Here is a 24,731-nt window from a genome sequence, read left to right on the forward strand (position 1 = left end):
TGCGGGCGCCCCCCCCCCCCCCCCAACCCCCGGGCCGTCCACGGCCCACCGTGCGTCAAAGGGTGCGGTGATGGGGCCATCGACCGGCCAGGGCTTCGTCGACGAGTCCGGTCAACCCGACGAGCCGGACACGCTCGGCGGGGTGCAGGTCGCTGGCGTCGATGGTGGAGCGGAGGCGGGCAAGGGCAGCGACGATGGGCGGGTGCCGATCGGGGGCGGTGCACCACGCCAGTTCACGCAAGAGCGTCGCGATGCGCGCCAGGACGGCCGGCTCGTCCGCGCCGTAGCGCAGGGGCTGCGCCACCGCGAGATCCAGCATGTCTTCCAGATCCGGGCGTCGCAGAATGACTCTGACCCGCTGCCTGTGATCATGCAGCAGCCGGGGACCGAGATCGTGTTGCGCCAGCTCGCACAGCAGCGCGGCGGAGTGGGACAGGGCGTGCACGGCGGTCGTCGGGTCGTTGATGCCTGGTGAGAGCGCCTTGGCGGCGATGTCGGTGAGCTGCCGAAGTCCGAAGGCGATGTCTTGGAGGCCGGTGCGTTCGTGCCCTGTCCGCACTGCCTTGCAGACGTCTTCGGTCAAACGTGTCCGTGCCTCGGAGGAGAACGGCTCTCCCGTACGGGGCCAGGCGGCTCCCATGGGTACGGCAGCGATCAGCGAGCTGCCGGGGTGGCGGTCGATGAGCAGGACGGCGTCCGTGTCGTTGGCTGCCCGCAGTAGGGCTGCCTCGTCGACGGACGTGAGAAAGCCTGATGCGTCGGCGCTCAGGGGAAGGGCGTCCGCGGGCGGTTCCGGCAGGTCGGAGGACTGCTCGTCAGTGGGGTCCCCGCGACCCAGGTCCTGCTTGTCCAGCACCTCGCGGATGGTGTCGTCGGCGGCGGAATGAACGCTGTTCAGCAGCGTCTCGACCCGGATCTCACGCGCCAGGTGGGACAGGAACAGGACCAAAGCGAGCACACTGGCCAGGGTGAGCAGGAAGGCCACCGTGATCGACAGCGCGGGGACGAAACCGGTCCGTTCGTCCTCGCCGGTGCGTACAGTGCGCAGGACGGTCAGGGCGTAGGTGAACGTCGCAAGGAAGAGGGCCAGGGTAGCCCGGACGTAGCGGTCCGAGTTGAAGGTCCGCAGCACACGCGGAGAGAACTGGCTACTCGCCAGTTGCAGCGTCAGCACAGTGAGCGAGAAAGTCAGCGCCGTGACCGTGATCAGGGAACCGGCGATGGCGGCCAGCACCGCACGGGCGGCGTCGGAGCTGCCGCCGAACAGGTAGTCCCTCAGCCACGGCGGGAAGTCATTGTGCAGTCGTTCATCGAGCCAGGGCAGGCACACGCCCGCGACGACGGCGAGCGCGACCCCCAGCATCGGCAACGGCCACAGCTGGACCCGGAGTGTGTCACGCATCGGCGCCACACACGTAGACCGGACGGACGGGTGTGGTCGGAGGTTCCCTCAATGCCGACAGGCAGCGCGGCACCAGCGCGTTCCGCTCCGCGCTCACCACTGGGTCTTCTTCTCCGGGCGACCGGTCGGTCACGCCACGCGCCGCTCGCCCTGCCCCGGCTCCTCGCCCTCCTCGTCGCCCGGCAGGTGAACATCATCCACGGCAATGTTCACCTCCACGACCTCCAGGCCGGTCATTCCCTCGACCGCATCGATGACACGAGTGCGCACGTCCGCAGCCGTATCCGTGATCGACGCGCCGTACTCGACGACCACCTGCAGATCAACTGCGGCCTGACGCTCCCCGACCTCCACGCTCACCCCACGGGTGACGCCGCCTCCGCCACCCGGCACACGCTCACGCATCGCCCCGAACGCCCTGGCCACTCCGCCGCCCAGGTTGTGGACGTCGGCGATCTCGCGGGCCGCCATGCCCGCGATCTTCGCTACAACACCGTCTGCGATCGTGGTCTTTCCACGCTTCTCCGCAGGAATGTCGGCACCCTTGCGCCCCTGCGGTGCCGTCCGCTTCTCGTCCTGCGAATCCGCCTTCGTGGAGGAAACGCTGCGGTTCGTGGTCTCCGCCATGACTGTCACCTCATTACCGTTGGCGCGGACTGGACGAGCGGCGTTCGACAGTCCCCTGACCACGTTAGTGCGCAGTGACGGAAGGGTCCACTGGTGACAGTGGACCCCATGACGACGTACAAGGGGCTGATCATCCGGACCGGACCGTGCGGATCAATCCGGCCCTGGTGTCCATGACGTTCACCGCGGAAGGGGCCCTCGCCGGGGTCGTTGCCGTACTTCCCGAGATGTTCTTCGACTCCTGGTACGACATGCTTCGCGTGGTGGTCATGGCTGTATGTGCGGACGCGGCACTGATCGTGGTCGTGCGGCTGTCAGGCAAGCGCACCCTTGCGAAGATGAACGCCTTCGACCTGGTGGTCACGGTGGCACTGGGCTCGACCCTGGCCACCATCCTCCTCAACCGCGGCGTGTCGCTGGCCGAAGGAGCTCTCGCTTTGACGCTGCTGGTGGTCCTGCAGTTGATCAACGCAAAGACTGCTGTTCACTCCTGCGAATTCCGGCGGATGATCAAAGCTGAGGCGACGATGCTGCTGAGCGACGGGTGCATGCTCACAGATGAGATGGCCCGGCAACGGGTCACCGAAAGCGAGGTGCGCCAGGCGGTCCGCTCCAAGGGGATCGGTGTACTCGAGGACGTCACTGCGGTGGTCCTGGAGACCGACGGCAGCTTCAGCGTCGTCAGCCGGTCCCAGACCGGCTCCGACAGCTCGCTTCAGGACGTCCGCAAGCCGCGCCCGAGGCAGTCGGGCAGGTAAAGCGAGGGGTTCACGTCCGCCGCTGCACTACGGTGGACGGGCCTACGCGGCCGTGGTCAGCCGCGTAGGCCCGCAGCACCTCCAAGGCGGAGTCATCGTCACGGTGGAGGAATTGCCGGTTCAGCACCTTGGCGAAGTCCTCCAAGGCTCGCCCGAGCATGGCCGCACTGGTACGCACCTCGGCATGGGCAGAGGTCTGTCCCTTCAGGGCGAGCTCGGCGGCGTACCCGGCCATCGCGGCCAGGGCGGAGTCGTCTTCGCCGTCGTGGAAGTAATAGGTTTCCGCATGCTGTGTCATATCGACCCGGGCCTGGATCACATCGGCGGCGAGGTCCGCCAGCAGGCCGGCTGTCAGCGAGGGACCAAGCCGGTTGGCGTGGTGTCCGGCCCCGCGCAGGGTGGCCAGACGCAGGGCCAACGCCCTCCTGCGGGTGAGTGCGGGGTATACCTGGGAGACCCAGGAGACGACGGCGGTCAGCAGGGCGAAGCCGATCAGTGCCTGAACGGGTGCGGCGATACGCAACCATCCGTCTTCCGGCACGATGTCCCCGAATCCGAGCGTGGCCAAAGTGACCAGGGACAGGTACAGCGCGTCGAGGAATCCTGCCCGCTGCGGCGGCTCCAGGCCTTCTGCGTACGAGAAACCGCCCGGAAGGTGGGGCCAGTACACCAGAGCCCATCCCACAGCGATCATCACCGTCCACAGGGCGGCTACCGCGACCAGCGCGAGCGGCCCGGCCACCGCGGCGACCCGTCCCTTGCTGTCGATGCGGCGGGCCAGGTGCCACACGGCTGCTGTGATCCACGTGGTGGTGTCACCCCGCCCCGTGGGATGCCACAGGGTATGGAAGACATCTCGCAGGACAGCCAGAATCACGGCCGTACCGGTCACGGTGACGATCCAGCCCATGCCCCCGCTCACTTTCCGCCCACCGTACGCGGGTGACGGCCGGTCGTCGTCTCGCCGTGACGTGCGGCGCCGAGGCCGGCGCTGATGAGTTTGCGCACCGCGACAACGGCGGCCGCGAGGACGACCCCGTCCCACGTGCGGTCCCCGGCGAGGCGGACCAGACCGGCAGCCACCAAGAAGTCGAGCAGCACCGCGATGGCCGAGCTGGCGCTGTGCAGCACACGGTACGCAGCCGCGGCGGACACGAGCCCTCCGGCTGTGATCAGCACAGCAACCGCATCCAGCCACGCGTTCACGTCGGCTTCCCTGCACCGTGCTGTGGACACGACGAGTCTGCGTGCTGCAACTCTGCCCGCTCGTGCGCGATCTCCCGGCCCAGGAAGTAGTTCAGCGCGGTTCGGATGGCCGCGATCGCCGCCAGCTGACCGATCTCGGCGAAGCTGGGCGCCACGGCCGTACGCAGTACGTCACCTGCCAGCTGGAACTCCAGACCCAGCACCAGGAAGCGTCCCAGCCGCAACCGAATCCGGTTGAAATCGGTAACCCGGCCACGACCGCGCACAAGCGCGGACATGAACTGGCAGAAAGCCCAGACCGCACCCACGAAAATGATCAACGCGCCGGCCGACTCGATCAGGCGGACCAGAAAACCGATCACATCTCGCAGCGCCGACTCGGGCAACAACTCGATCGACAAGGACATGTCCGACCCAGTACCCGGCGCCACCGGCTCGATACCAATAGCTCCCCCGCGTCCAGGCGCCGGCACCAGGGCAGTGAAGTGCGGCATTGGAGGTCGGGAAGCAACTGGGCTCTGCTGCGCTGGCCCACCGGCTCGTGGTGGATCTCCCGAACGCCGCGTCGTGCGTCTGTTCCGCCACACCGTCGGCGCCGGCGAACGGCTGCGGTAGTGCCTGGCCCACCGCCCCCACTGCGGCACTGGCCACCTTGGGGCCCTGCTCGCGGGTAGGGGTGAGCGCCGCACGAGTTCCGTCAGAACGCTCGGACCAAGGTGATCGAACCGGGCGTATCAGCCGCTCGTCGAGTACTTCGTGAACGCTGCGACTCGAACATCAGGAGCCCCGCGCTCCGGGGCGATCACCTGCGCACTGCCTCCCCTGCGGCACTGAGCGAGACGACCACGAGAAGGGGGACAGCGGCGCGGTGAGCGTAGCGGTACATGTTGCCTCCCGCCTCCAGGTTCACTCGATGCCTGACGACCGCAGTCCGGGGTTCGGCGGTCGGTGCGGGTGCGCAGGCCGGTCGAAGTCCGGTCCCTCGGCTGTACCGTCTCCATGTCCAACGCTGCGTGGATTACTGTCAACGCTCTGTCAAGTGCTGTTCCGCCCCTCAGTCTCCGCTCCCGGTCGTGAGCCGCCTCCCCTGGATCGTGGGGACTGCGCGGGGCGCAGCCTCAGCGGCCATGAAAAGTCAGTCCGATGACGTGCGTTCGGCGGGCCGGCGCCGCGCCGAAGTGGGCAAGGGTGATCTGCGGGAGCAGGCGCTGCTGGACGCGGCGGAAGAGATGCTCCGGCGGTCGTCGGTCGCCGGGCTGACGGTGGAGGCTGTCGCGAAGCAGGCGGGGATCACCCGTTCCGCCGCGTACTTCTACTTCGCCTCCAAGGAGGAGGTGGTGTGTGCTGTCGTCGAACGAGCCACCCGGCACATCTACACCGGCCTCGAAGCCTCCGGGGACGCCGGGACGCCACCGGCCTGAAGCAGGCTGTCGACGTCCAGGTCGACAACTGGCGCCGCCACGGCCACATCTTCCGCGTCGGCGTCGAACTGTCCACCCGCGCCGAGTACCGGCGGTGTGGGTCTCCCTGATGGAGCACGGCATCGACCTGGCCTGCCGGGCAGTCGCCCACGACCGCGCCCGCGGACTGCTCGGGGGCGATCCCGCGCAGGACCGTACCCGGCTGGAGGACCTCGCCTGGATGGGTGAACGAACCTGCTCCCTGCTCTTCACCCGCGATCACAGTGAAGCCGAGGAGGAGCAGTTGCACGACACCCTCACCACCCTCGCCCACCGCGGGCTCGGCTACCGCGCCACCGACTGGCCCGCTCCCGGGACCGCCACTGTCCCACTGCCAGCCGGTCAGTCGGCGGGCTCCTCACCGGCCCCGCTCAGGTCCCCCCTCGCGAAATCCCGCCTCCTCACTCAAGGACGCGCAGTGCAGGCGATCGGCGTCCCAGAGCGCGACGCGAGCTGTCTCCAAGCTCTCTACGCACAGGTTCAGGGGGTTGGAGCCGCCGCTTTCGTTCGACCGGGTCTCCAGGACCAGACGGTCGTCCTCGGCCGTCGTCAGCAGGAAGTCACTGGTGCAACTGACGCCCTGCATCGAGACCGCCGCATCGGTCGAGACGACATCACCGATCGCGCCCTGCGCGAACGTGATGCGCAGGGTACCGCCCGGCAGGTCACGTCTGGTCGTGAGCTGCCCTACCCAGGTGCCCAGGAACACCCCAGGGACGTCGCCGCCGTCGCCGTCGCCTCCCGTCTGCAGTGCGACGAACACCATCGCCGTCGAGGCGAGCGCGGCAGCGGCGGCGAGGAGGAGCGGCCTGTTGCGTCGGCGCGGCGGGCCGACGGGGGCGAACGGTGTCGGCGAGGGCGGGCAGGGCGACCAGTTCCCGCATCAGGGCCTGAATGTCCGCCACGACCGCCGAAGGCAACCAGCCCGCTCCGGCCAGGGACGCGGTCCCGTCCGGCGCCAGCGTGCGGGCTGTCTCCCCGGCCGCGGGACGTGCCGCCGGGTCCTTGGCCAGACAGGCGGCGGCGATCTCCCGCAACCGACCGGACAGGCCGCCCAGATCCGGCTCCTCGTGCACCACCTTGTACATCAGGCCGGCCCCCCGCCCCCGGGGAAGGGGCCATGGCCCGTCGCGGCGAGCACCAGCACCGCGCCCAGCGTGAAGACGTCTGTCGGTGGGCCGACTTCACCGCCGATGACCTGTTCGGGAGGCGTGTAGCCCGGTGAACCGACGACCACTTCGGTGCGGGGCAGCGCCGCCGAGGCGTCCGTGGCCCGGGCGATCCCGAAGTCGATCAGCCGGGGACCGGCCAGGGCGAGCAGCACGTTGGCGGGCTTGACATCGCGGTGCACCAGCCCCCGGCTCCCCACACCGTCGAGGGCCTCGGCCAGACCGGCCACCAGCAACCGCACCGAGGCTTCCGGCAGCGGCGCGTGCCGCTGTACGGCCCGGTCCAGGGACAGCCCCTGCACGAAGGCGGTGGCCACCCACGAGTGGGTGGTCGGCGGCGTGACCGCCGGCCACCCTGCAGACCGTTGCACCTGGTGGTGCGGACGGATGGCGACGGGTGGTCAACGGCCCGCCCAGGGCCTGACGCCGTGGATGGGCGCCGCGAGTGAGCGGCGGGGGCTGTGAATGCGCAGGGGCGGGCCACTGCCAGCTCTCCCCCCGGGCAGCCGCCTGGCACCGGCTGGGCGGGGAGCGGACACGTGCGGTGGAGTCGGGCGGCGTAGGTGGTGAGCCTGTCGGTGAGGCGGAGCCCGGCAACCTGTCAGGGCGGCCGTCGTTCGAGCACATCCCGCCAGGCGACCACTGCCTCGCCCGCTCGCCCTCCCCGTCGCCTACTCCCGGCCCGCCCTTGTCACACTCGCACGCTAGGACCCCGTGCTTTCAATATCGCGCCCCGACCGGGTCACCGCTCTGTCCGCCTCCCTGCTCGCCGGCACCTTGGCGTCCGCCTGCGACCGACGGTTCCCGGCCGGTGTACGAGGGTGAGAAGCGCCGACCGGAGCGGGGCGTACGGCATCCGACGATCCCTACTGCGGCTGAGCCTGGGGTGTCGACTGCTGTTCCTGCTCCTGGGCAGCGTCCGACTCGGTCATGTCCGGGCGTGGCTTGGCCGGGGCCGAGGCGTGGATCGTTGAGCCGAGTGGCAGACACAGCACGATGATGCCTCCGGACATGGCCAGGGCGAAGCTCCACAGTCCCATCGTCAGAGCGATGGCCAGGTGGAAGGCGATGCCCGCGCCCATGGCCCACCAGCGCAACCACTGAGGCAGAAGGAGGCAGAGCACGAGAGATCCTTCGATGACCAGCGGTATCCACGTCATCAGCGCCACGCCGAGCGGGGTGGAGATGACAGGGGCGACCAGGATGTCGAGCCAAGGTGCGGGCCCGAACTCGAGGTTGTTCCCCCAGTACCACATCGCTGTGCCGTTCTGCCATTCCTGGTGCGGGAGCTTGGCTACGGCCGCCTGCAGGTAGACGACGACCATCTGCAGGCGGAGTACGACGAGCGCGCTGATGCCGACCAGGGCGAGAGCACGACTGGTCGTCGTGTCGATCGTCCGGTCGTGGTCGGTCTGCCAGTGCCATCGGCGGCGGTCCCCGAGAGCCGGCAGCGTCAGGAGTATCGAAAGGATCAGTGCGATCTGGTCCCCGCCGTCGACGATGGCGATGCCCGCGAAGACGCTGTAGTTGATGTAGGCGTGCGGAAGTGCGGTGAGCCGCGGGCGCCATCCGGACGCGACGACCAGTAGCGCTGCGACGCAGCCCCACTTGAGCCAGGTGAGGTGTGCGTAATTGTCCGGAGCCAGGCAGAACAGGCTGGCAGAAGTGGTCGAGTCGCACAGGGGGTAGTCCCCGACCGTGGCCACGGGGCGGAACAGGGCTTCGGCACTTGAGGCGGCGAGGGTGCCGGCGGTGCCCAGGGCGACCAGCGTGCGGGCGAGTCCGTAGACGTTGGTCCACGGCAGCACGATCATTTTCTCACTCATGGGCACTTCACGTTCCAGACGGCTACGCGCTTCGGAGTGTGCTGGTCCGCGGAGAGGTGACGCCATGCCCAGGGAACCGGGTGCATCTCCGCTACTGCGGCCCGCCCGCACAGGGTGGGCGAGGGCGAGGAGTTGGTCAGGGTGATCGTCCGGTCGGCCGCACGTTCCAGGCATGCGCCCAACGGAGCGGACGTGTCGCACCTCGTCCACTTGATGCCCTCCTCGTGCAGGAGCAGCGCGATCTCGATTCCCTGGGACCGGGAGGCACGGTCGAACCCGAAGGCGTTGCTCGCCCGGGAGTGGGGGGTCAACGAGGCGCTCTCCCACTGGCCGTCCAGGAAGCGGTACGGCGCGTACTGAGGGTCGGTGGCCGATTTGGTGAAGAAGGCCCACCCCTGTGGTGCGACGACCGTGACCACGCTTCGGGCGCTGTCCTGGCCGGGCAGGGAGATGACGTTGTGAGGAAGGAAACTCTGCGCCACGTACAGGGCCACGACGATCCAGCCCGCGGTGAGCGCGGTGACCCAGGGGCGCGGGACCGGGACACGGTGGGCAGGCCGGGCAAGACTGATCCGAAGACTGCGGGACATGCGCATGATTCTGAATTTCCAAGGGGAGTGACGGCCGGCGGACACAGCTGTGAAGGGTCCTCCTGGGAGCGACGGGCCCCTCCAGGCGCCTTGGAGAGGCCCGTCACCTGCACCGGAGGCGCCTAGGCGGCCAGGACCTTGGTCAGCTCGGCAACCTGTTCGTCCTTGGAGAGCTGGTCCCCGCCGCTCGGGGGCGAGAACCAGAAGTTGACCTCGTTGGCCACGTTCGCCGCAGCCTGGAGATTGACGGCGACGGAGACGTTGACGGCGCCACCGAGGTTCACGGCGACGAGTACGTTGACGGCGAGGACAACGGTCGCGCACCGGCCCACGCCCTGCCCGACATCCGGGCCCTCGGCCTTCGCGGCCAACGACTTCATGATGTCCCGGGCCTCGTCGATACCGCTCTGGACCTTGTTCGGGTCGCCGGAGCGGAGCTTGCCCGCGAAGCTGCCGAAGAACTGAGGCCGTTCCTTCTGGATCTTGTCGAGGAGCGCCGTGGCAGCCCTCCTCTGGTCCGCCGTGCTGTTCTCCTTGCGCAGGGCGGCCACGTCGACGAACTTGCCGGAGTCGGCGAGCTCCTGGGCCACATCACCCTGGGCGAAGGTCAGGCCGGCGAAGAGCGCACGCCCCTCCGCCGTGGCCTCGGCAGGGGTTGCGGCGGCCGCCGCGGCGTGTGTTCGGGGTGTTGCGGGGTTGGCCATGGCCCCTTGGACAGCGATGCCGCTCAGCGCGAGCACGGCAACTCCCGCCACGGCGACACTTGTGCGTCTGTGCATGTGTAACTCCCCGTCATAGATGGTCGGTTACGTCCCGCGATCCTGTGATCACGGACGCCAACACGCTAACAACGACGCCCGAAAGCACTATCGATTTCTGGGGCGACGAGCCACCGAACCACAAGATCGAGCCGTTCTCCGACCGTTACACATCACGCACGGGAACCCGGGAACACCCTCAGAGATGTTCTAGTCGCAGGCGAACAACCAGATCGCCTGCAAGGTACACAGAAGGGATGAGAGGTACATGACGACCAGGGAAGCGCCCCGCACCGGACTCGGACGCCGTGCGGCGTCGACGGTCACCCCCTACGCCGTAGGAGCCGCCGTCACCGGTGGGGCCTTTCTGCTCTTCAAGGGCTCCTTCGCCGACGAGATCGCCACCCACTTCACGCTGGACGGGACAGCCGACGGATTCCACTCTCCGGGAGCCGCATTTGGCCTGTATCTGATGATATTCGGAATCGAAGCCGCCGGTTCCGTTACCGCGCTCCTTTCGATCAAAGGCCCTCGGGCAGGAGGTTCGGTAGCCGCCCTCTCCTGGGGTCTGTCCGCCGCGACGGCCTACCTCTTCGTGGTGGTGATGCAGGCCAGTACAGACCTCCAAGGCGGGGCGGCCAAGCTCCCGCCGTACCAGCTCGCCATCGCCGTCGTCGCCGGCCTCGCCGCAGGAGGCGCAGCGTGGCTGATCGGGGGGAGGCGCGCGTGAACCGGCCTCCGACACGCGGCACCGTGGCTGTCTGGCACCGCTCCGTGACATCCGGCTGGATGCTCGCGACCGGCGCGGTTGCCACGATCGGCCTACTCGTCATCGCCGTCCTCGTCGGCGCGCACCGTCCCATGGCGCTCTGGCTGCTGATCGTCCCCGCCGCCTTCCTGGCCACCGGAGCCGTCACAGTCACGGTCTCGCCGAGCGGCGTAACCGCGGCTTCGGCGCTGTTCCCTCTCCTGCGCCGACGGCTCCCCCTGGGCCGGATCGAGAACGCCACAGCCCGATGGACCCGACCCACTGAGATCGGCGGATGGGGTTACCGCTGGAACCCCGGTCTCAGCGCCGTCTCACTGCGTGAGGGCGACGCCCTCTGGATCACCCGCACCGACAACACCCGGTTCGTCATCACCGTCGACGACGCCGAAACCGCCGCTCTCCTCATCAACCAACTACTCGAGCAAGACAACGGAACCCAGTGACATGCTGGTCCAAATCGATCACGCTTCCCCGGTCAGCCTCGGCGAACAGGTCGCCGCAAGCGTCCGCCGCGCGGTCGCCGAAGGCACCCTTCGCCAAGGCCAGCGCCTCCCCGCCGCTCGAGCCCTGGCCAAGACACTCAACATCAACATGCACACCGTGCTCCGCGGTTACCAGATTCTCAAGGCGGAAAGACTCATCGAGATGCGGCCTGGCCGGGGTGCGGTCGTCACCGCCGCTGCCCCCGACCGCGCGCTTGCCGTCGACGCTTGTCGGCACTTCGTCCGCCTCGCACGGCAGGCCGGCCTTTCCGGCCCCGAGACCCTGAGCATGGTCGAGGCCCACCTCCACTCCTGACGCAGTCACACATCAGCGCCGGGGCCCGCCCGTGCCGAGGTCGGGACGCGTCCAAGCAAGCGCGGCCGAGACCCTCCTGCCGCGAGCCCGGTCTGACGATTTCACCCACACGGGCGGCGCACTCGGGACACGCCTGATCGCGCCCGCCATCGACCGTCATCAACAGCTCATGCTCAAAGCTGTGCTGCGCGGCCCGGCCGCTGCCTCCCTCGCCGTTCTGCCCCTCACCGTCCCCGCGCCTGCCCACGCCGCGGAGACGCCGCGGAGACGCTACCCCTGACCGAAGCCATCGCTGCTCTGCCGGTGGCGGTCGAGTCCCGTGAGGGCTACTACCGGGGCGCCTTCCGCCACTGGAACGCCGGCGCGGGCGTACCGCGTGCCCTTACGTCTTGTGTGGACTCAGCCTTTCAGGGGGGGTAACCCCACCCGGTTCCGGGGCTTTCCCGGAGTGTGCTGAGGTGTCCGCCGCCCTAGCGTGCGGCCATGTCAACTTCCCGACGCATCAAGGCCTTCGCGGCATGCGCGACAGCGCTCGCCGCCACCGCGACGACCACCGCCACCGCCGCCGAGCCGAATCCGTTGGCCCGCTTCCACGGCCAGCACGTCGACTGGCACGCGTGCGCCCTCGGCGCCGACGACGAGCTTGGACAGAAGCTGGACGCCGCCGGCGCCGACTGCGCGGACATCACCGTGCCGCTCGACTACGCCGACCCTGGCGGCCGCACGGTCACCGTCGCCCTATCGCGCCTGAAAGCCACCGACACCGCCCATCGCATCGGTCCGCTGCTGCTCAACGACGGGGGGCCGGCCGGCCCCAGCCGCCACATGCCACTGACCAAGTCGGAAGTGATGGGAGAGGTTGCCGACCGCTACGACCTGATCGGCATGGACCCGCGCTTCGTCGGCCGGAGCACCCCGCTCGACTGCGGCTGGGACCTCGGATCGGCCCCCCTGCGCTCCGCGGGCACCGACCGGGCGGCATACCGGCAGGAGGTCGCCGTGGCGCGCGACCTGGCCAGGCGGTGCGAGCGCGCCCACGGCGACGTGCTGCCGTACGTCACTACCCGCAACACCGCCCGCGACATGAACGTCATCCGCGCCGCCCTCGACGAGGACGTCCTCTCCTACCTCGGATACTCCTACGGCAGCTACCTCGGCGCTGTGTACACACAGCTCTTCCCGGGCCGCACGGATCGCATGGTGCTCGACGGCGTCATGTCCCCGAAAATCTACAACCACACCCTGCTGCGCGGCGCCGAGGCGGCCAACGAGGCGGCCCTGCGCGCATGGACGTCGTGGGCCGCCGCACGGCACAGCGCCTACGGGCTGGGCGCCACGCGTGCCGAGGTCCTGGCGACAGTCGAGCACATCCTCGCCGCCGCCGCGCACAAGCCGCTGCGGATCGGGAAGACGTACCAGCTGGACGAGCACGTCCTGCCCGCCGTCCTCATCGGCGGCCTCGGCAGCGACCTCGGCAAGCGGCACGCCGACCTGGCCGCGACCGTCCGCCTCCTGGCGCGCGCCGCGGACCGGGAGCCGGTCGTGCCGTCCGAAGCGCTCGCCGGTCAGCTGGAGTTCCTGCTGACCGGGGCAGGCTCGACCCCCGCCAGCCAGATGACCGCGATCATCTGCGGCGACGTAGCTGAGCGGCGCGGCGTCGGCAACTACTGGCGCACGGTCCAGGCTTCCCGCGAGCGGTTCCCTCTCGCCGGGCCGCTGGCCAACAACATCACCCCCTGCGAGTTCTGGGACCGGCCCGTCGAGGCGCCGACCGTGCTCGACAACAACGTCCCCGCCCTGCTCGTCGCCGCCACCGGCGACCCCCGCACTGTCTATGCCGGCGCCGACGCCATGCGTGAGCAGTGGCCGAGCTCCCGGCTGCTCACCATGGTCGGCGCCCGCCAGCACGGCCTGTACGGCGAATACGGCAATGCCTGCATCGACGAACGCGTCAACGCCTACCTCCGCACAGGACGACTCCCCGCGCACGACCTGACCTGCGAAGCGTAACCCTGGCAGGGGAATCGGCGGGCGCGCGGGCGCTGCCAACATCGCCGCGGGCGCACACCGAGACCGGCGAGGACCGTCCAATCTACTTCCGCTCATGACCACCCTCTGCGTCCTCGCCACCACGCCCCTCTGCCGCCGCTGTCGGCGGCACCGGATAACACACCGCTCGCAGGAAGTACACGGTCCACCACGCCAAGCCACAGACGTCAGCGGCACCACAAACAAGGTGCGGATAACACGTCGTGCCGCTCGCCGAAGCCTGGGACAGCGGAGCGAAGGCGTGGACGCGGGAGCGTCGCGTCGCCTACGCAAACTACATCGGCGACCCCCGGCACCTGCAGGCGGTCAGCCAGCGCTCGAACCGCCAGAAGGCCGACCAGGACGTCGCCGCGTGGCTGCCCGAGGCCTCCGTGCGCTGCAAGTACCTGGCCTACTGGGTACCGGTGAAGCTGTCCTGGAACCTGTCCGTCGACGCGCCGAACGGGACGCTCTGACCCGTCTGGCGGGCGGCTGCCCCGACACGGACATCACCTACACACCCGTCCCCTGACCCGCCGCCCCCGAGAGGCAGCCCTGCCCCCGCTGGTCACCGCCCCCTCGGAGATCAGCGGGGACACCGGCCCAGACAGGTCGGCGAATAGGGGTGGCTAGAGGGGGCTTCGTCCTGCGATGGCGCCGCCGGGGTCGTCCAGCAGGGCGATGCGGGCGGTGATGCGTTTGCCGACCGGCTCCCGCTGGACCTGGAAGCCCTGAGCGACGGCCATCACCTGCTAGTGCCGCATCAGGCAACGTTCGCCCTGTAGTGCCTTACGACCTTGGGAGCGATCGAGGCCGGGGCATGCTGGCCTGGCGGGTCAGCTGGTTGGTGATCAGCAGGCAGCCTGCCGGGCGAGCACGAGTTCGGTGCCGGGCTTGCGTGCGGAGCGGTCGGAGACCAGCCCGACGATGGCGAAGTGGATTTCCGTGTAGGTCTCACGGCGGCCGGTGAACCGCTGCAAGGGCCGCCACTGCTTGTACTCGGCGTTGGTGTGCTCGACATGGATCCGTGGTGAGGACCGTCGGCGATGTCGCTCGCGCCAGGCGTGGTGCTCGCCCAGTGGGGCGTCATCCTTCAGCTTCTTCGGTGAGGCGTCGACCTGGTCAGGAAACTCGTTAGCCAGCCCGCAGCAGGATGGGAACAGGCCGCACGGGCCCAGGCAAGCGTCACAACTCGCCTAACCCGTACGGCCCTTCTCGTGTCAGGGGCAGATCGCGACCCCAAGTCCTACGACTGTGCCGGCCATACCACCGCCTGGGCGACGATGACCCTTTCACCGTTGAAAGTGACCGCAGGGCCTTCGTGCAGTTCGAAGCCGAGAGCTATCGCTTCGCTCACACGATGGCAGAACGCGGCGTCGTCCGGGCCGGTCAAGACTCGGTAGATAGGCAATCCATCTGGTGGTGTACTCATGAAGAGGAAGATCTCATGCGCACCCGTCCACCCAGCCAGGCGACCAGCATTCCCGAGGGCCAATCGCTCCCAAGGTTGTTAGATCGCGGATGGCCCAGGTCTCGACGAACACGATGTCGGAAATCCGCCAGCATGCTTGCGGCCGGTCGGGCGAGAATCCGCTCATGATCGCTGAAGCGCAGGGAATCCGCATCCGGCACCGCGGGCATGAACCGCAGGTCCATCCCACCGCCTACGTCGCCCCGACGGCCACGCTCGTCGGTGATGTCCGCGTGGGGCCACGGGCGCGGGTGATGTACGGTGCGGTGCTCGATGCCGAGGGGTCTCGGATCGACGTCGGGGAGGCGGCGGTGATCTGCGAGAACGCGGTGTTGCGCGGGTCTGCGGTCGCCGGCGATCAGCCGGTGCTTGTCGGCGACCACGTCTTCGTGGGGCCGCATGCCACGCTACTGGGCTGCGAGGTTGGCAGGTGCGTCTATGTGGCGACCGCGGCGACGGTCCTGCAGTGCGCACGGTTGGGGGCCGGCTCGGTTGTCGCTGTCGGCGCGCTCGTCCATGCGCGCACCGTTTTGCCGGACGAGTACTTTGTGCCGCCGCACACCGTGGCGCTTGACGCGCCGGTGCGACTGCTGGCCTCTGGCGATCCGGGCCTGGCCGAGGCCGTCCGGCGGGTGGGCTTCGCGCAGGTGGCGTTCGGCGTCGACGCGGAGTGGACCGACCGGATCAGCCGGTACGAGCACATCGCGGAGGTGCGTGTCGCCGAGTTCGGCACGCACGCGGACGATGAGGTTCTGGATCTCGGCTAGCGCCGCATCAGCGACCTTTGTGCTGTGGTGAGGTGACGCGCCGTCCGGATTCCGGTCCGGCGCGCGCGTCCGGCAGGCTGTGCCGGTGGCAGAGCGAGTGCGGGTCCGTGAGATCGGTGACGACGAGGGCAGGCGGCTGCTGCGGATCATCCGTAGGGGCACCGGGTCGGTGGTGACCTGGCGCCGGGCACAGATGGTGCTGTTATCCGCGCAGGGCGTGCCCGTGGCGGAGATCGCTGAGGTGACGTTCACCAGCGCGGACCGGGTCCGGGATGTGATCCACAACTTCAACGCTGACGGCTTCGACTCGCTCTCTCCGAAGTGCGCGGGCGGGCGGCCGAGGACCTTCACCCTGCCCGAGCGCCGGGAGATCAAGAAGATCGCCAAGTCCAAGCCTGCCGAGCACGGCCTGCCGTTCTCGACCTGGAGTCTGGCCAAGCTGGCCGACTTCCTGGTCGCCGAGGGGGTGGTCGACGACATCAGCCACGAGGGCCTGCGGGTCCTGCTCCGCGAGGAGGGCGTCTCGTTTCCACGCATAAAGACCTGGAAGACCTCCCGCGATCCGGACTACGCCGTGAAGAAGGCCCGCGTCGAGCACCTGTACGCCATCGCCGACGGCGAGGTCACACCCGAAGACGGCGAGCCGGAGGTGGTGTTCTGCCTGGACGAATTCGGCCCGCTGAACCTGCAACCGCAGCCGGGCCGGCAGTGGGCCGAACTCGGCGGCAGGCACAAAGACCCCGACCGTGAACCACGCCGCAGGCGGCGGGCAACCTACAACCGCCCACACGGGGTACGACACCTGTTCGCCGCCTACGACCTGGCCAAGAACAAGCTCTACGGCCACATCAAGAAGACCAAGAACCGATCGAAGTTCCTGGAATTCTGCCGCTACCTGCGCACCCTCTACCCGCCAACAGTCCGCCTGGCGATCGTGTGTGACAACTACTCCCCGCACCTGACCACCAAGCGGTGCCGCCGGGTGGCGGACTGGGCAGAGGCCAACTACGTCGAGATCGCCTACACCCCGACCAACTCCTCGTGACTGAACCGCGTCGAGGCCCAGTTCACCGCCCTGCGCTACTTCACCCTCGACGGCACCGACCACGCCAGCCACAAAGAGCAGGGCAGCATGATCCGCCGCTACATCATCTGGCGAAACCGCCACGCCGACGACCGGCGCCTACGCGCCGTCGTCGACAGGGCAAACGTTGCCTGATGCGACACTAGTGGGGTCAGTAGACGGCGAGGGAGATGGCCATGTAGTGCGCGGCGAAGGCTGCCACGGTCAGAGCGTGGAACACCTCGTGGAAACCGAACCAACGGGGCGAGGGGTCGGGGCGTTGGACGGCGTACACCACCGCTCCCGCGCTGTAGAGGAGACCGCCGGTCACTATCAGGATGACTACGGCCGCTCCGCCGGTGTGCAGGAAGTCGGGCAGGTAACGCACCGGTGCCCACCCCAGGGCCAGATAGCAGGGGGTGTACAGCCAGCGGGGAGCACTGACCCACAGGACACGAAACGCGATGCCGACCAGCGCACCCGTCCACACGATCCACAGCAGCAGAACTTGCCGGTCAGGAGGAAGGAGCACGGCCAAAGGGGTGCAGGTTCCGGCGATGATCAGAAAGATGTTGGCATGGTCGAGGCGACGCAGAACGGCCTCGCCCAGCGGCCCCCAGGTGCCCAGGTGGTAGACGGCGCTGGTCCCGAACAGCAGCCAGGCAGTCACGGCGTACACGGCGCAGGCCCAGGTCGCCGGCGTCCGGGCCAGGCAGATCAGGACGATGCCGGCACTCAACGAGGCGGGGACCATCGCGGCGTGCAGCCAGCCACGCAGCTTCGGCTTGACCGGCTCGACCAGGTCCGCCGCCCACTCGGATAGGTCGGCAACAGGACGGGAGTTCTCACCGGCATCGCCACGGTGTGACCCGCCGGGGAGACCAGCTACAGCGTCCCCCGCCACAACTCCCCGTTCCGTCTCGGGCCTTTGGGCATCATCGAAAACCATCCGATCATGCTAGAAGCCTGCCCGGAACAGCCTTGCCGAAGGTCGAGCTCCACCGCCAGACCGGCATCGCCAGGCGGCGTCAGTGCTGCCATCAAGAAAGTGCCGGCTCCGGCGGCCTGCCACCCCTGGGCCAGTGAAAGCCGTGTAAGTCGGCTGACCGACGAGGTCTCCTCGGCCGCCTCCGGCGAGCCCGTCCTTCACCACCTGCTCTCCACCCGGCAACGCGCGCCGGACAAGATGTGGACGACTCCCCCTAAGTTCTCGTGGCAGCCAGCAGGTGCACCAGGCTGCGGAACGCGGCGGGCTCCGTACGACTGGTTCCGGTCCATGGCCGACGGCTCAGGAAAGTGCGTGGAGGACGGTACGGGTCATCTGCGTTCAGGCAGGTCAACCTTCCGGCATCTCCGCCCACACACGGGCGGCCATTGCCTCGGCCTCGTCCTGCGGTGTCCCCGCCCGCACCAAAATGATCCCGCGAGACTGGTCCGGGAACGTGACCTCCCGCATTGCCGTGCCCAACGGGCCCGTCGGATCGTCCGACATGGCGCCTCCCTTCGGCGGCTGCCGCCCACGGTAGAGGGATGCCGCCCAGAAGACGAGGACCCTCGCCCAGACGGGCGACAGCCCTGGGTCGCAGACAGCATGGGATCACCTGCCATCTGACGGACACCCTGCAGCACCGTTCCGGGAAGGACGTCCCGCTAGCCTTCTCCGCCCCCATGGAACTCACCATGGACAGCGCTTAGAGAGCATCTGATCAATGTTCACGCGGATGTGAGTGGGATGTCCGTTTCGATTCGCCACGCTGATGCGGATGCTCCGGTCGACTCGCGGGACATTTTGTTAGCCATCGCCCAGTGGATCATCGCCCTCGATCTCTCGGGGAGGGCTTCGTAGTCCCGCACGAGACGGCGGTGCTGCATCACCCAGCCGAAGGTCCGCTCGATCACCCACCGTTTCGGCAACGGTTCGAACCCTTCGCCCGTGGCCGCTGTACCACCTCGACATCGATGCCCAGCCGGGCTCCGTGGTTGAAGATGCTGTTCTGGTAACCGCGTCGGCCCAGACCTTGGTCACGCTGGGATGTGCCGTGGGACGCCTCCTCCGTCGCCGCCCTCGACGCGATCGCGACCAAGTACAAGCAGCGCGGCAAGACGGTCGAGATCACCGGCCTGAACGACCGCAGCGCCGACCTCCACGGCAAGCTCACCGGCGAACTCGCCAGTCACTGACCCCCGCCGTACGCCCACGGCAGAGGACCCCGGGCCAACCGGCCGGGGTCTCCCGTCTCGTCCTGGCGCTCTACTCCGCTGAAGGACCGCGGTAGGTGCCGAAGGTCCACAGATTGCCCTCCGGGTCCTGCACCGTGCACACGTACGCCACGACGCCCGAACCGAACCGGTTCTCATGCGGCGCTTCGACAACCTCGCCGCCGGCATCGACCACCCGCCGGTGCACCGCGTCCACGTCGTCGCTCACCACGTAGACCGCGCTGGTGCCCGCCCGCATCCGCCCGTGCACGCTGTCGGTGTGGCGGGTCGAACCGAACACCAGCGCACCGCCGCCGGGCCAGCACAGCTCGGCGTGCCCGATCCCGCCATGCTCATCCGGCGCGGCGACCACCTCCGTGAAGCCCAGCACGTCGACCAGGAAGCGCAGCGCCGCCCTCGTGTCGTCGTAGTGCAGGACCGGCCAGACGGAGGACGGGGAGGCATCAGGCAGCATGCCGCTCATCGTAGATCCGAAGGCCGCTGCCTCCCAGAGCCCCTCCCCGGCCACCGGCGGAACGAGCCGCCCCCTGGCGCCCCGGCGCTCCCGCCGAGGCATGGTCCCCGCCCACCTGTTCGCCTTCCAGCTCGAACACGGTGCCATACCCCGGCTCGGCTGGTCCGGCGCCGACGATCCCGTTCTCTGCCACCGATGTGACTCCCACGGCTGCGGCCGACCCCGCCCGCCTACGGCCCGCCACCACCATCGAGAACCGCACGGAACGGGCCAGCCGCCACCGCGACCCCACTGGGCCACTCGCGGACCTCCGCGGCGAGGCCGGACACCCGCGCCGTCGCCGCCACCATCCGTGCCGGGCTCGCCGTCGTCGAAGGCCCCCGCACCGTCAGGCACCTGATCCACACAGCACAAGTCGCAGGACTCCCCTTCACCCTGGGGTGACACCCACCCGGTAACAGCAACCCGGCCTACGGCGCCGGCCTGCTGCTGCTCGGCCTGGTCCAGGTGCCGGTGGTGCGGCGGCGCCGCCCGGCGTTCGTCCGAGGCGAGGTCCTCACGCAGGAGACGCCGTCGCTCGTGGTCGAGGACAGAGCCTCCGGCCCGGCACTTGGCCCATACGGCCATGCCGGAGCCTCCGGCTGCTTGAGTGCGCGTGACAGGAGATCTGACGTCGCGTGCAACCCCCGGACGGACAACGGGAGTAGGAGTGGGTGGAGAGGCGCCCTCCGGTCCATTGACCCCACTTCCCGTAGGAGCAACGTGTCCAGCAGAATCAAGAGGCTCGCGGTCGCCGTCGGCGCGGCCGCCATCGTCGTCGGTACACCGGCAGCCGGTGCCTGGGCGGCCGACGAGGTTTCCGGTGACGCGTCCGGCAAGGGGCTGCAGACGCAGGCGGCCGTGCAGGGGGAGCAGCATCCGCCTCGGCACGCGCAGGACGAGGAGCAGCGGAACGTGGCCCGTACCGTCGGCTCCGGAATCATCGACGGCAAGGAGTGGTCGGTGACGCTGAGGTTCTATCCGGAGGTTCCGCGGGACTTCCCCTCCGCCGACTGGATCTCCGGCTTCGGTGACTCCCGGCCCGAGGATCCCGCATTGCTCTGTCAGCGGGTGTTCATCGGCGGGGTCCAGGTCGATCACCAGGCGGGGCCTTGGGCGGGTTGCTCCGTCGTGGACGGTCGGGGCGACTTCGTCGAAGGTGCCGGGCTGCACGGTCTGACCGACAAGGGCACGTCCGGGACTCGGATCTTCGTCGGCAACCCCGCTTCGGGTACGGCCACGGCCCGGTTGACGCTCGACGGCGGTACGGTCCGTACCGCTGACGTGGTGACGCTGCCGGGGACCTCGTACCGTGCGTTCGCCCTGCCCATCGCCGACAGGGAGACCATCGCGTCCGTCGACACCTTCGACGGACAGGGCAACCGGCTGACCCACGAGACGTACTGGGACTGACCCGCCGGTCCCCGGGTGCCGCCTGCATCCGGGGACCGGACCGTACCGTACCGCCTGCCCGCCCACACACCCGCAGGGACAGACTCTTCGTGCACATCGGACCGGCCCTCGATGCCGAAGGCGATTTCACGGCGTTCACCTTGGCCTACTGGAGCCGCCTGGTCAGGACCGCCTACATGCTGACCGGCGATTTCCATGAGGCGGAAGATCTGGTGCAAACGACGCTGATCAAGGTGTACGCGCGGTGGGACCGGGTGCGGCGGGAGGACGCCGACGCCTATGTGCGGCGCGCGCTGGTGAACAACAACCGCAGCCGCCACCGCCGCAGACGGGTCGCCCACCTGCTCACCCCCCTGCTTCCGGACCGTCCGCAGCGGTCCGGCGAGGCCGAACGTCTGGAGGAGCGCGACGTGCTGATGGAGGCCCTGGCCGAACTGCCCGAACGGCAACGTGCTGTGGTCGTCCTCCGCTACTGGGAGGACCTCGGGGCGGAGGAAGTGGCACGGACGCTCGGCTGCACGACCGGCACGGTCAAGAGCCAGGCTTCCCGCGCTCTCGCCAAGCTGCGGGCACACCCCGCGCTGGCAGCGCACGACCGCGCGGATCTCGGAGGTGCCGCATGACGGCCCCCCACACACCCGGCGGGCAACCAGATACCTCAAGTGCCTCGGGCGCCTCGGGCGCTTCCGTGCCGGACCGGCTCGGCCCCCTGCACGCCGCCGATTCCGCACCGGATGTGCGGCACGCGCTGGCCCGGGCGGCCGGGCGAAAGGCGCCCGGACCAGCACCTGTGCAGGCCATCCTGGACGGCGCCCGTGCCCGGAGGTCGCGCCGCACCACGGTGACCGCGGCGGCCGGGGTGCTGGTGGCCGCGGTCACGGCAGCCGTCGTCCTGCCGCTGCTGACCGGCGCACCGCAGCACGACGGCCCGCGCCCCGCGGCCTCGCCCCCCGCCATCGCACCGGTTCCCGACGCGTCGGAAGCCGGAGAACGCAGCCGGGTGGTCCGCTCCGGCAACATCGACGGCAAGGAGTGGTCGGTGACGCTGACGCTCTATGCGGACGTGCCGGAGGACTTTCCCTCCACTGACACTGACACTGGCGCCGGCGACAAGGCCGACCGCGACGCCGGCGGGGGCTCCGGCTTCGGCGGCGGTTCCCGGCCGGAGGACCTCTCGCTGCTCTGCCAGCGGGTCTTCATCGGTGGCGTCCAGGTCGACCACCAGGCAGGTCGTTGGGCGGGCTGCTCCGTCGTGGACGGCGAGGCCGACTCCGTCCAGGCCGCCGGGCTGCGCAGCCTGTCCGAGAAGGGGGCGTCCGGGACTCGGATCTTCGTCGGCAACCCCGCCTCGGGAACGGCCACGGCCCGGCTCACCCTGGACGGCGGTACGGTCCGCACGGCGCATGTGGTGACGCTGCCCGGCACTTCCTACCGTGCGTTCGCCCTGCCCATCGCCGACGGGGAGACCATCGCGTCCGTCGACACCTTCGACGGTCAGGGCAACCGGCTGACCCACGAGACGTACTGGGACTGAAGCCGTCGCTGAGGATCAGGGCACTCCGCTGCCGCTCGAACCTCTGTGCACCGCTGTGAGCGCCTCTAACGACGAGGTGGGTGATCAGCGGCGGGCCGCTCGATCGCAGGCCAGGGACGCGAAACGGCATCGATGGTCTGGGCGAGGTGCTCCCGCTTGCCGGGCAGCGCTTGAGGACTCCCCAGGTTCTGATCTCGGCCATGGCGTGCTCGACGCAGATACGTTCGGACGACTGATGGCGGCGCGCACGCTGGTGCACGTCGATCTCGTCCGCAGTGGCGGCTTGGCCAGGCTTGGGCGGCGGGACCACGATCCGTTTCGGCCGGTTTCGGCGCGAGCCTGGCCAGTCCCTGGTAACCGCAGCCCAGAGAGAGTTCGACTTGGGAGAACTGGCCGAGCAGGTCGTCAATGCCTTCGGACATGAGCGCGGTCCGGTCGTGCCCCTGCCTGGCCGGTGGGCGCCGACCCACAGCGGGCGGCCCTCGCTGCCGGAAGCGACGGTGCACTTGCTGGCCAGGGCCGCGTGGGTGGGGTCCAGCCGCAGGTGCGCACGCGACAGGCCCGTCAAGGCAGAATGAGACAGGGCCTTACAGGCCCTTGAGACGACACACCCAATGAACCCTGCGGCCCTGTTCACGTTACGGCCCGACACCTCGCTGATCGCACGCAACCGACGACCCGCTGGATATCGCCCGCCACCTTGACGGTCCTGAAGATCAGGTCGAGTTGGGTAGCCCTTCAGTCCTCGGGGTCGCGCAGGCCGACGCAGTCAAAGGTCCAAAAGGCCTCCGAGTAGACGAAGGTGCCCGTCATCCATGGCTCGTGAGCGGACAACCGGGCGACCTGGAACGCGGCTTCAGGGATACGCAGCGACGGCGAACGGAAGCCCACCGCGCCGGCACCCTCGAAGCCTCGCGTGCCGTAGTAGTGCGGCGAACCCTCCAGGAATACCAGCGGCACACCCTGGCTGTCGGCCGCCTCGAGGGCGTGGGCGATGAGCTGCGTACCGATGCCCCGGCGCTGGAACTCCGGAACCACGCCCAGCGGTGACAGCGACAGGACGTCCACGATCCGGCGCGGAGCGTCCAACCGCGTCGCGCTCAGCAGGACATGTCCGACGACCCGGTCATCAACGACAGCGACGAACGACATCGGCGGCAACGCAGCTTCCGCAACGCGAAGTGCCTCCACGAGCCCGGGAACCCGATCGCTGTCACCGAAGGCGCGCGTATGAACCTCGCGCACCTCTCGGTGATCGTCAGCGGTTTCCTGCCGGATCACCAGCCCGGCACCATCAGAAGCGATCCGGGAGCCTGCACGCGCATCGTGTGACGTCATGGCCGCGAGGGTAGATCGCGGGGCGGCTCAGCGCGAGGCAATTGCGCACCAGGCCGTAAGGCCCTCGCACGCTTCATGATCCCGGATCTCCTGGACTCGGGGAGCCCTTGCTCAACGCCTTACAGCCACGTGACGTAACTGCCCCGCCCGGCCGCGGGCTCGTCCTGACCGTACGCCACAGCCAGGGCCACTCCCTGCGGGGCAGGACGGTGATGGCATGGGCGTCGTCGTTCAGGGCGGTGCGCGGCCGGTCGTGAGCCAGGCCGTCCCGGGCTGATTTGCGCAGAGCCCCGGTCCTCGGGGCAGACGCCGGCTGTTGCGCCATCAGCGGCTGGAGCAGGTCAGGACGACGCATACCGTGCCCAGTGCGGTGCCCGCGAGGACCTGGATGGGCGTGTGGGCCCGCAGGTGCAGGCGGGACCAGCCAATCGCCGCGACGAGCGGATAGAGCAGAGCACACACTGTCCCGAGTTCCAGGATGAGGAGGGTGACGCTGGCGGCTGCCGCACTGGTGTGGAGGGAGACGTTGGTGGCCCAGGTGGACGCGAGGAGGAGCCCGGCCAACAGCGGTGCGGTGCTGCCCACCGCCAGCAACGAGGTCGGGGCTCCCAGGCGCCCACAGATCATCCATACGGCTGCTGCGGCGACGGCGCTCGCGCCCAACAGCATCAGACGTGGTCTGCGCTCGGAAGGGACGTGGGTCGGCCACCAACCCAGGCGTGTACCTGCGAACGCCATGGCCGCGCACAGCAGCGCCCAGGAACCACTGCCGCACAGCCCCCACAGAAGACCGTCGTAGTAGGGCCAGGTGGTGCCCCAGCTGACAGCGCTACCGGCAACCACCGGCATGACGGGAGGAGCGAAGTACAGGCTCAGCTGCCGCGCCAGATTCGTCTGGCAGGTACCCGTGGTGATCATCGCCATGACAGGTGAACGAGACAGCCACGCCGAAGTGCGCGTTGTAAGCGGCCGAACGTCTGCCTGGCGAACTGTACGTTTCCGTGTGCGGTCCTCTCTCGTTGACCCGAGGAGACGTTGTTC

The 24,731-nt window shown here is 69.0% G+C and carries 29 protein-coding genes and 3 pseudogenes; 13 read left to right on the top strand and 19 right to left on the bottom strand.

Annotation, left to right across the window (positions count from 1 at the left end):
- Positions 1–55: 55 nt before the first annotated feature.
- Entirely contained in the window at positions 56–1,363 is a 1,308-nt protein-coding gene (locus tag ACFW48_RS18860; RefSeq protein ID WP_386315977.1) for a DUF2254 domain-containing protein, read from the bottom strand.
- Between the two features lie 168 nt (positions 1,364–1,531).
- Complete coding sequence (locus ACFW48_RS18865; protein WP_386315979.1) at positions 1,532–2,029, bottom strand: Asp23/Gls24 family envelope stress response protein; 498 nt, start codon at positions 2,027–2,029, stop codon at positions 1,532–1,534.
- A 146-nt stretch (positions 2,030–2,175) separates the two neighbouring features.
- On the opposite strand from ACFW48_RS18865, the gene ACFW48_RS18870 reads away from it, so the two are divergent.
- Positions 2,176–2,787 (top strand): DUF421 domain-containing protein, encoded by a 612-nt coding sequence (locus tag ACFW48_RS18870; protein WP_386315981.1) that lies wholly within the window; start codon positions 2,176–2,178, stop codon positions 2,785–2,787.
- Between the two features lie 10 nt (positions 2,788–2,797).
- On the opposite strand, the gene ACFW48_RS18875 is transcribed toward ACFW48_RS18870, so the two are convergent.
- From ACFW48_RS18875 to ACFW48_RS18885, 3 genes are read right to left on the bottom strand one after another with little or no spacing between them, the layout of a single operon-like run.
- The gene (locus ACFW48_RS18875; RefSeq protein ID WP_386315983.1) at positions 2,798–3,697 is read right to left on the bottom strand and encodes a potassium channel family protein; all 900 of its coding nucleotides are present in this window, start codon (positions 3,695–3,697) and stop codon (positions 2,798–2,800) included.
- An 8-nt stretch (positions 3,698–3,705) separates the two neighbouring features.
- The gene (locus ACFW48_RS18880) at positions 3,706–3,993 is read right to left on the bottom strand and encodes a hypothetical protein (protein WP_386315984.1); all 288 of its coding nucleotides are present in this window, start codon (positions 3,991–3,993) and stop codon (positions 3,706–3,708) included.
- A complete protein-coding gene (locus tag ACFW48_RS18885) occupies positions 3,990–4,400 on the bottom strand; it encodes a DUF1622 domain-containing protein (RefSeq protein WP_386315986.1) in 411 nt (136 codons plus the stop codon). The genes ACFW48_RS18880 and ACFW48_RS18885 overlap by 4 nt, the downstream gene beginning before the upstream one ends.
- 720 nt (positions 4,401–5,120) lie before the next feature.
- Between ACFW48_RS18885 and ACFW48_RS18890 the strand changes: the two genes are divergently transcribed.
- Entirely contained in the window at positions 5,121–5,414 is a 294-nt protein-coding gene (locus ACFW48_RS18890) for a TetR/AcrR family transcriptional regulator (RefSeq protein ID WP_386315988.1), read from the top strand.
- Between the two features lie 397 nt (positions 5,415–5,811).
- Here the strand turns inward: ACFW48_RS18890 and ACFW48_RS18895 are convergent, their stop codons facing one another.
- From ACFW48_RS18895 to ACFW48_RS18915, 5 genes are all read right to left on the bottom strand, one after another.
- On the bottom strand, positions 5,812–6,219 hold the full coding sequence (locus ACFW48_RS18895; RefSeq protein ID WP_386315990.1) for a hypothetical protein: 408 nt from the start codon (positions 6,217–6,219) through the stop codon (positions 5,812–5,814).
- A 321-nt stretch (positions 6,220–6,540) separates the two neighbouring features.
- Positions 6,541–6,939 (bottom strand): protein kinase, encoded by a 399-nt coding sequence (locus ACFW48_RS18900; RefSeq protein WP_386315992.1) that lies wholly within the window; start codon positions 6,937–6,939, stop codon positions 6,541–6,543.
- A gap of 549 nt (positions 6,940–7,488) precedes the next feature.
- On the bottom strand, positions 7,489–8,448 hold the full coding sequence (locus tag ACFW48_RS18905) for a sporulation-delaying protein SdpB family protein (RefSeq protein WP_386315994.1): 960 nt from the start codon (positions 8,446–8,448) through the stop codon (positions 7,489–7,491).
- On the bottom strand, positions 8,445–9,038 hold the full coding sequence (locus ACFW48_RS18910; RefSeq protein ID WP_386315996.1) for an SdpA family antimicrobial peptide system protein: 594 nt from the start codon (positions 9,036–9,038) through the stop codon (positions 8,445–8,447). Before ACFW48_RS18910 ends, ACFW48_RS18905 begins: the two co-directional genes overlap by 4 nt.
- A gap of 122 nt (positions 9,039–9,160) precedes the next feature.
- Entirely contained in the window at positions 9,161–9,817 is a 657-nt protein-coding gene (locus tag ACFW48_RS18915) for a hypothetical protein (protein ID WP_386315998.1), read from the bottom strand.
- 247 nt (positions 9,818–10,064) lie between these two features.
- Between ACFW48_RS18915 and ACFW48_RS18920 the strand changes: the two genes are divergently transcribed.
- The 5 genes from ACFW48_RS18920 to ACFW48_RS18940 all read left to right on the top strand — a co-directional run bounded on the left by ACFW48_RS18920 (position 10,065) and on the right by ACFW48_RS18940 (position 13,867).
- Complete coding sequence (locus ACFW48_RS18920; RefSeq protein ID WP_386316000.1) at positions 10,065–10,526, top strand: hypothetical protein; 462 nt, start codon at positions 10,065–10,067, stop codon at positions 10,524–10,526.
- 59 nt (positions 10,527–10,585) lie between these two features.
- Positions 10,586–11,008, top strand: a complete 423-nt coding sequence (locus tag ACFW48_RS18925; protein WP_386316002.1) for a hypothetical protein — start codon at positions 10,586–10,588, stop codon at positions 11,006–11,008.
- A 1-nt stretch (position 11,009) separates the two neighbouring features.
- Positions 11,010–11,363 carry a GntR family transcriptional regulator gene (locus ACFW48_RS18930; protein WP_386316004.1) on the top strand — a complete coding sequence of 118 codons (354 nt, stop codon included), beginning with the start codon at positions 11,010–11,012 and terminating at the stop codon, positions 11,361–11,363.
- A gap of 483 nt (positions 11,364–11,846) precedes the next feature.
- On the top strand, positions 11,847–13,373 hold the full coding sequence (locus ACFW48_RS18935; RefSeq protein ID WP_386316006.1) for an alpha/beta hydrolase: 1,527 nt from the start codon (positions 11,847–11,849) through the stop codon (positions 13,371–13,373).
- A 242-nt stretch (positions 13,374–13,615) separates the two neighbouring features.
- The gene (locus tag ACFW48_RS18940) at positions 13,616–13,867 is read left to right on the top strand and encodes a hypothetical protein (protein WP_386316007.1); all 252 of its coding nucleotides are present in this window, start codon (positions 13,616–13,618) and stop codon (positions 13,865–13,867) included.
- 153 nt (positions 13,868–14,020) lie between these two features.
- Here the strand turns inward: ACFW48_RS18940 and ACFW48_RS18945 are convergent.
- The 3 genes and pseudogenes from ACFW48_RS18945 to ACFW48_RS18955 form a co-directional block, all read right to left on the bottom strand.
- Positions 14,021–14,140, bottom strand: a pseudogene (locus ACFW48_RS18945) (ATP-binding protein); the annotation flags it as partial.
- Positions 14,141–14,242: 102 nt separating this feature from the next.
- A complete protein-coding gene (locus ACFW48_RS18950; protein WP_386316009.1) occupies positions 14,243–14,371 on the bottom strand; it encodes a hypothetical protein in 129 nt (42 codons plus the stop codon).
- Between the two features lie 266 nt (positions 14,372–14,637).
- Positions 14,638–14,823: a DUF1737 domain-containing protein gene (locus ACFW48_RS18955; RefSeq protein WP_344360816.1), complete on the bottom strand. Its 186-nt coding sequence runs from the start codon at positions 14,821–14,823 to the stop codon at positions 14,638–14,640.
- A gap of 89 nt (positions 14,824–14,912) precedes the next feature.
- On the opposite strand from ACFW48_RS18955, the gene ACFW48_RS18960 reads away from it, so the two are divergent.
- Both ACFW48_RS18960 and ACFW48_RS18965 read left to right on the top strand, forming a co-directional pair.
- Positions 14,913–15,629 (top strand): gamma carbonic anhydrase family protein, encoded by a 717-nt coding sequence (locus tag ACFW48_RS18960; protein ID WP_386316011.1) that lies wholly within the window; start codon positions 14,913–14,915, stop codon positions 15,627–15,629.
- 85 nt (positions 15,630–15,714) lie between these two features.
- Positions 15,715–16,848, top strand: a pseudogene (locus ACFW48_RS18965) (IS630 family transposase).
- A 16-nt stretch (positions 16,849–16,864) separates the two neighbouring features.
- Here the strand turns inward: ACFW48_RS18965 and ACFW48_RS18970 are convergent.
- The 3 genes from ACFW48_RS18970 to ACFW48_RS18980 form a co-directional block, all read right to left on the bottom strand.
- Entirely contained in the window at positions 16,865–17,641 is a 777-nt protein-coding gene (locus ACFW48_RS18970; protein WP_386316013.1) for a hemolysin III family protein, read from the bottom strand.
- Between the two features lie 387 nt (positions 17,642–18,028).
- Positions 18,029–18,184 (bottom strand): hypothetical protein, encoded by a 156-nt coding sequence (locus ACFW48_RS18975; RefSeq protein WP_171987478.1) that lies wholly within the window; start codon positions 18,182–18,184, stop codon positions 18,029–18,031.
- Between the two features lie 221 nt (positions 18,185–18,405).
- Complete coding sequence (locus ACFW48_RS18980; protein ID WP_386316015.1) at positions 18,406–18,606, bottom strand: transposase; 201 nt, start codon at positions 18,604–18,606, stop codon at positions 18,406–18,408.
- A 126-nt stretch (positions 18,607–18,732) separates the two neighbouring features.
- On the opposite strand from ACFW48_RS18980, the pseudogene ACFW48_RS18985 reads away from it, so the two are divergent.
- Positions 18,733–18,873 (top strand): annotated as a pseudogene (locus ACFW48_RS18985) (sodium-independent anion transporter); the annotation flags it as partial.
- A 70-nt stretch (positions 18,874–18,943) separates the two neighbouring features.
- Here the strand turns inward: ACFW48_RS18985 and ACFW48_RS18990 are convergent.
- Complete coding sequence (locus ACFW48_RS18990) at positions 18,944–19,366, bottom strand: VOC family protein (protein ID WP_386316017.1); 423 nt, start codon at positions 19,364–19,366, stop codon at positions 18,944–18,946.
- Between the two features lie 762 nt (positions 19,367–20,128).
- Here ACFW48_RS18990 and ACFW48_RS18995 point away from each other — a divergent pair.
- The 3 genes from ACFW48_RS18995 to ACFW48_RS19005 all read left to right on the top strand — a co-directional run bounded on the left by ACFW48_RS18995 (position 20,129) and on the right by ACFW48_RS19005 (position 22,352).
- Complete coding sequence (locus tag ACFW48_RS18995; protein ID WP_386316019.1) at positions 20,129–20,818, top strand: hypothetical protein; 690 nt, start codon at positions 20,129–20,131, stop codon at positions 20,816–20,818.
- 89 nt (positions 20,819–20,907) lie between these two features.
- On the top strand, positions 20,908–21,441 hold the full coding sequence (locus ACFW48_RS19000; protein WP_386316020.1) for a SigE family RNA polymerase sigma factor: 534 nt from the start codon (positions 20,908–20,910) through the stop codon (positions 21,439–21,441).
- A gap of 65 nt (positions 21,442–21,506) precedes the next feature.
- Entirely contained in the window at positions 21,507–22,352 is an 846-nt protein-coding gene (locus tag ACFW48_RS19005; RefSeq protein WP_386316022.1) for a hypothetical protein, read from the top strand.
- Between the two features lie 738 nt (positions 22,353–23,090).
- Here the strand turns inward: ACFW48_RS19005 and ACFW48_RS19010 are convergent.
- Positions 23,091–23,690, bottom strand: a complete 600-nt coding sequence (locus ACFW48_RS19010) for a GNAT family N-acetyltransferase (protein ID WP_386316024.1) — start codon at positions 23,688–23,690, stop codon at positions 23,091–23,093.
- Positions 23,691–24,014: 324 nt separating this feature from the next.
- On the bottom strand, positions 24,015–24,614 hold the full coding sequence (locus ACFW48_RS19015; RefSeq protein ID WP_386316025.1) for a phosphatase PAP2 family protein: 600 nt from the start codon (positions 24,612–24,614) through the stop codon (positions 24,015–24,017).
- Positions 24,615–24,731 lie beyond the last annotated feature (117 nt).

Origin of the sequence: Streptomyces sp. NPDC058812, assembly GCF_042744565.1 — a bacterium.
Taxonomy (GTDB): Bacteria; Actinomycetota; Actinomycetes; order Streptomycetales; family Streptomycetaceae; genus Streptomyces; species Streptomyces thinghirensis.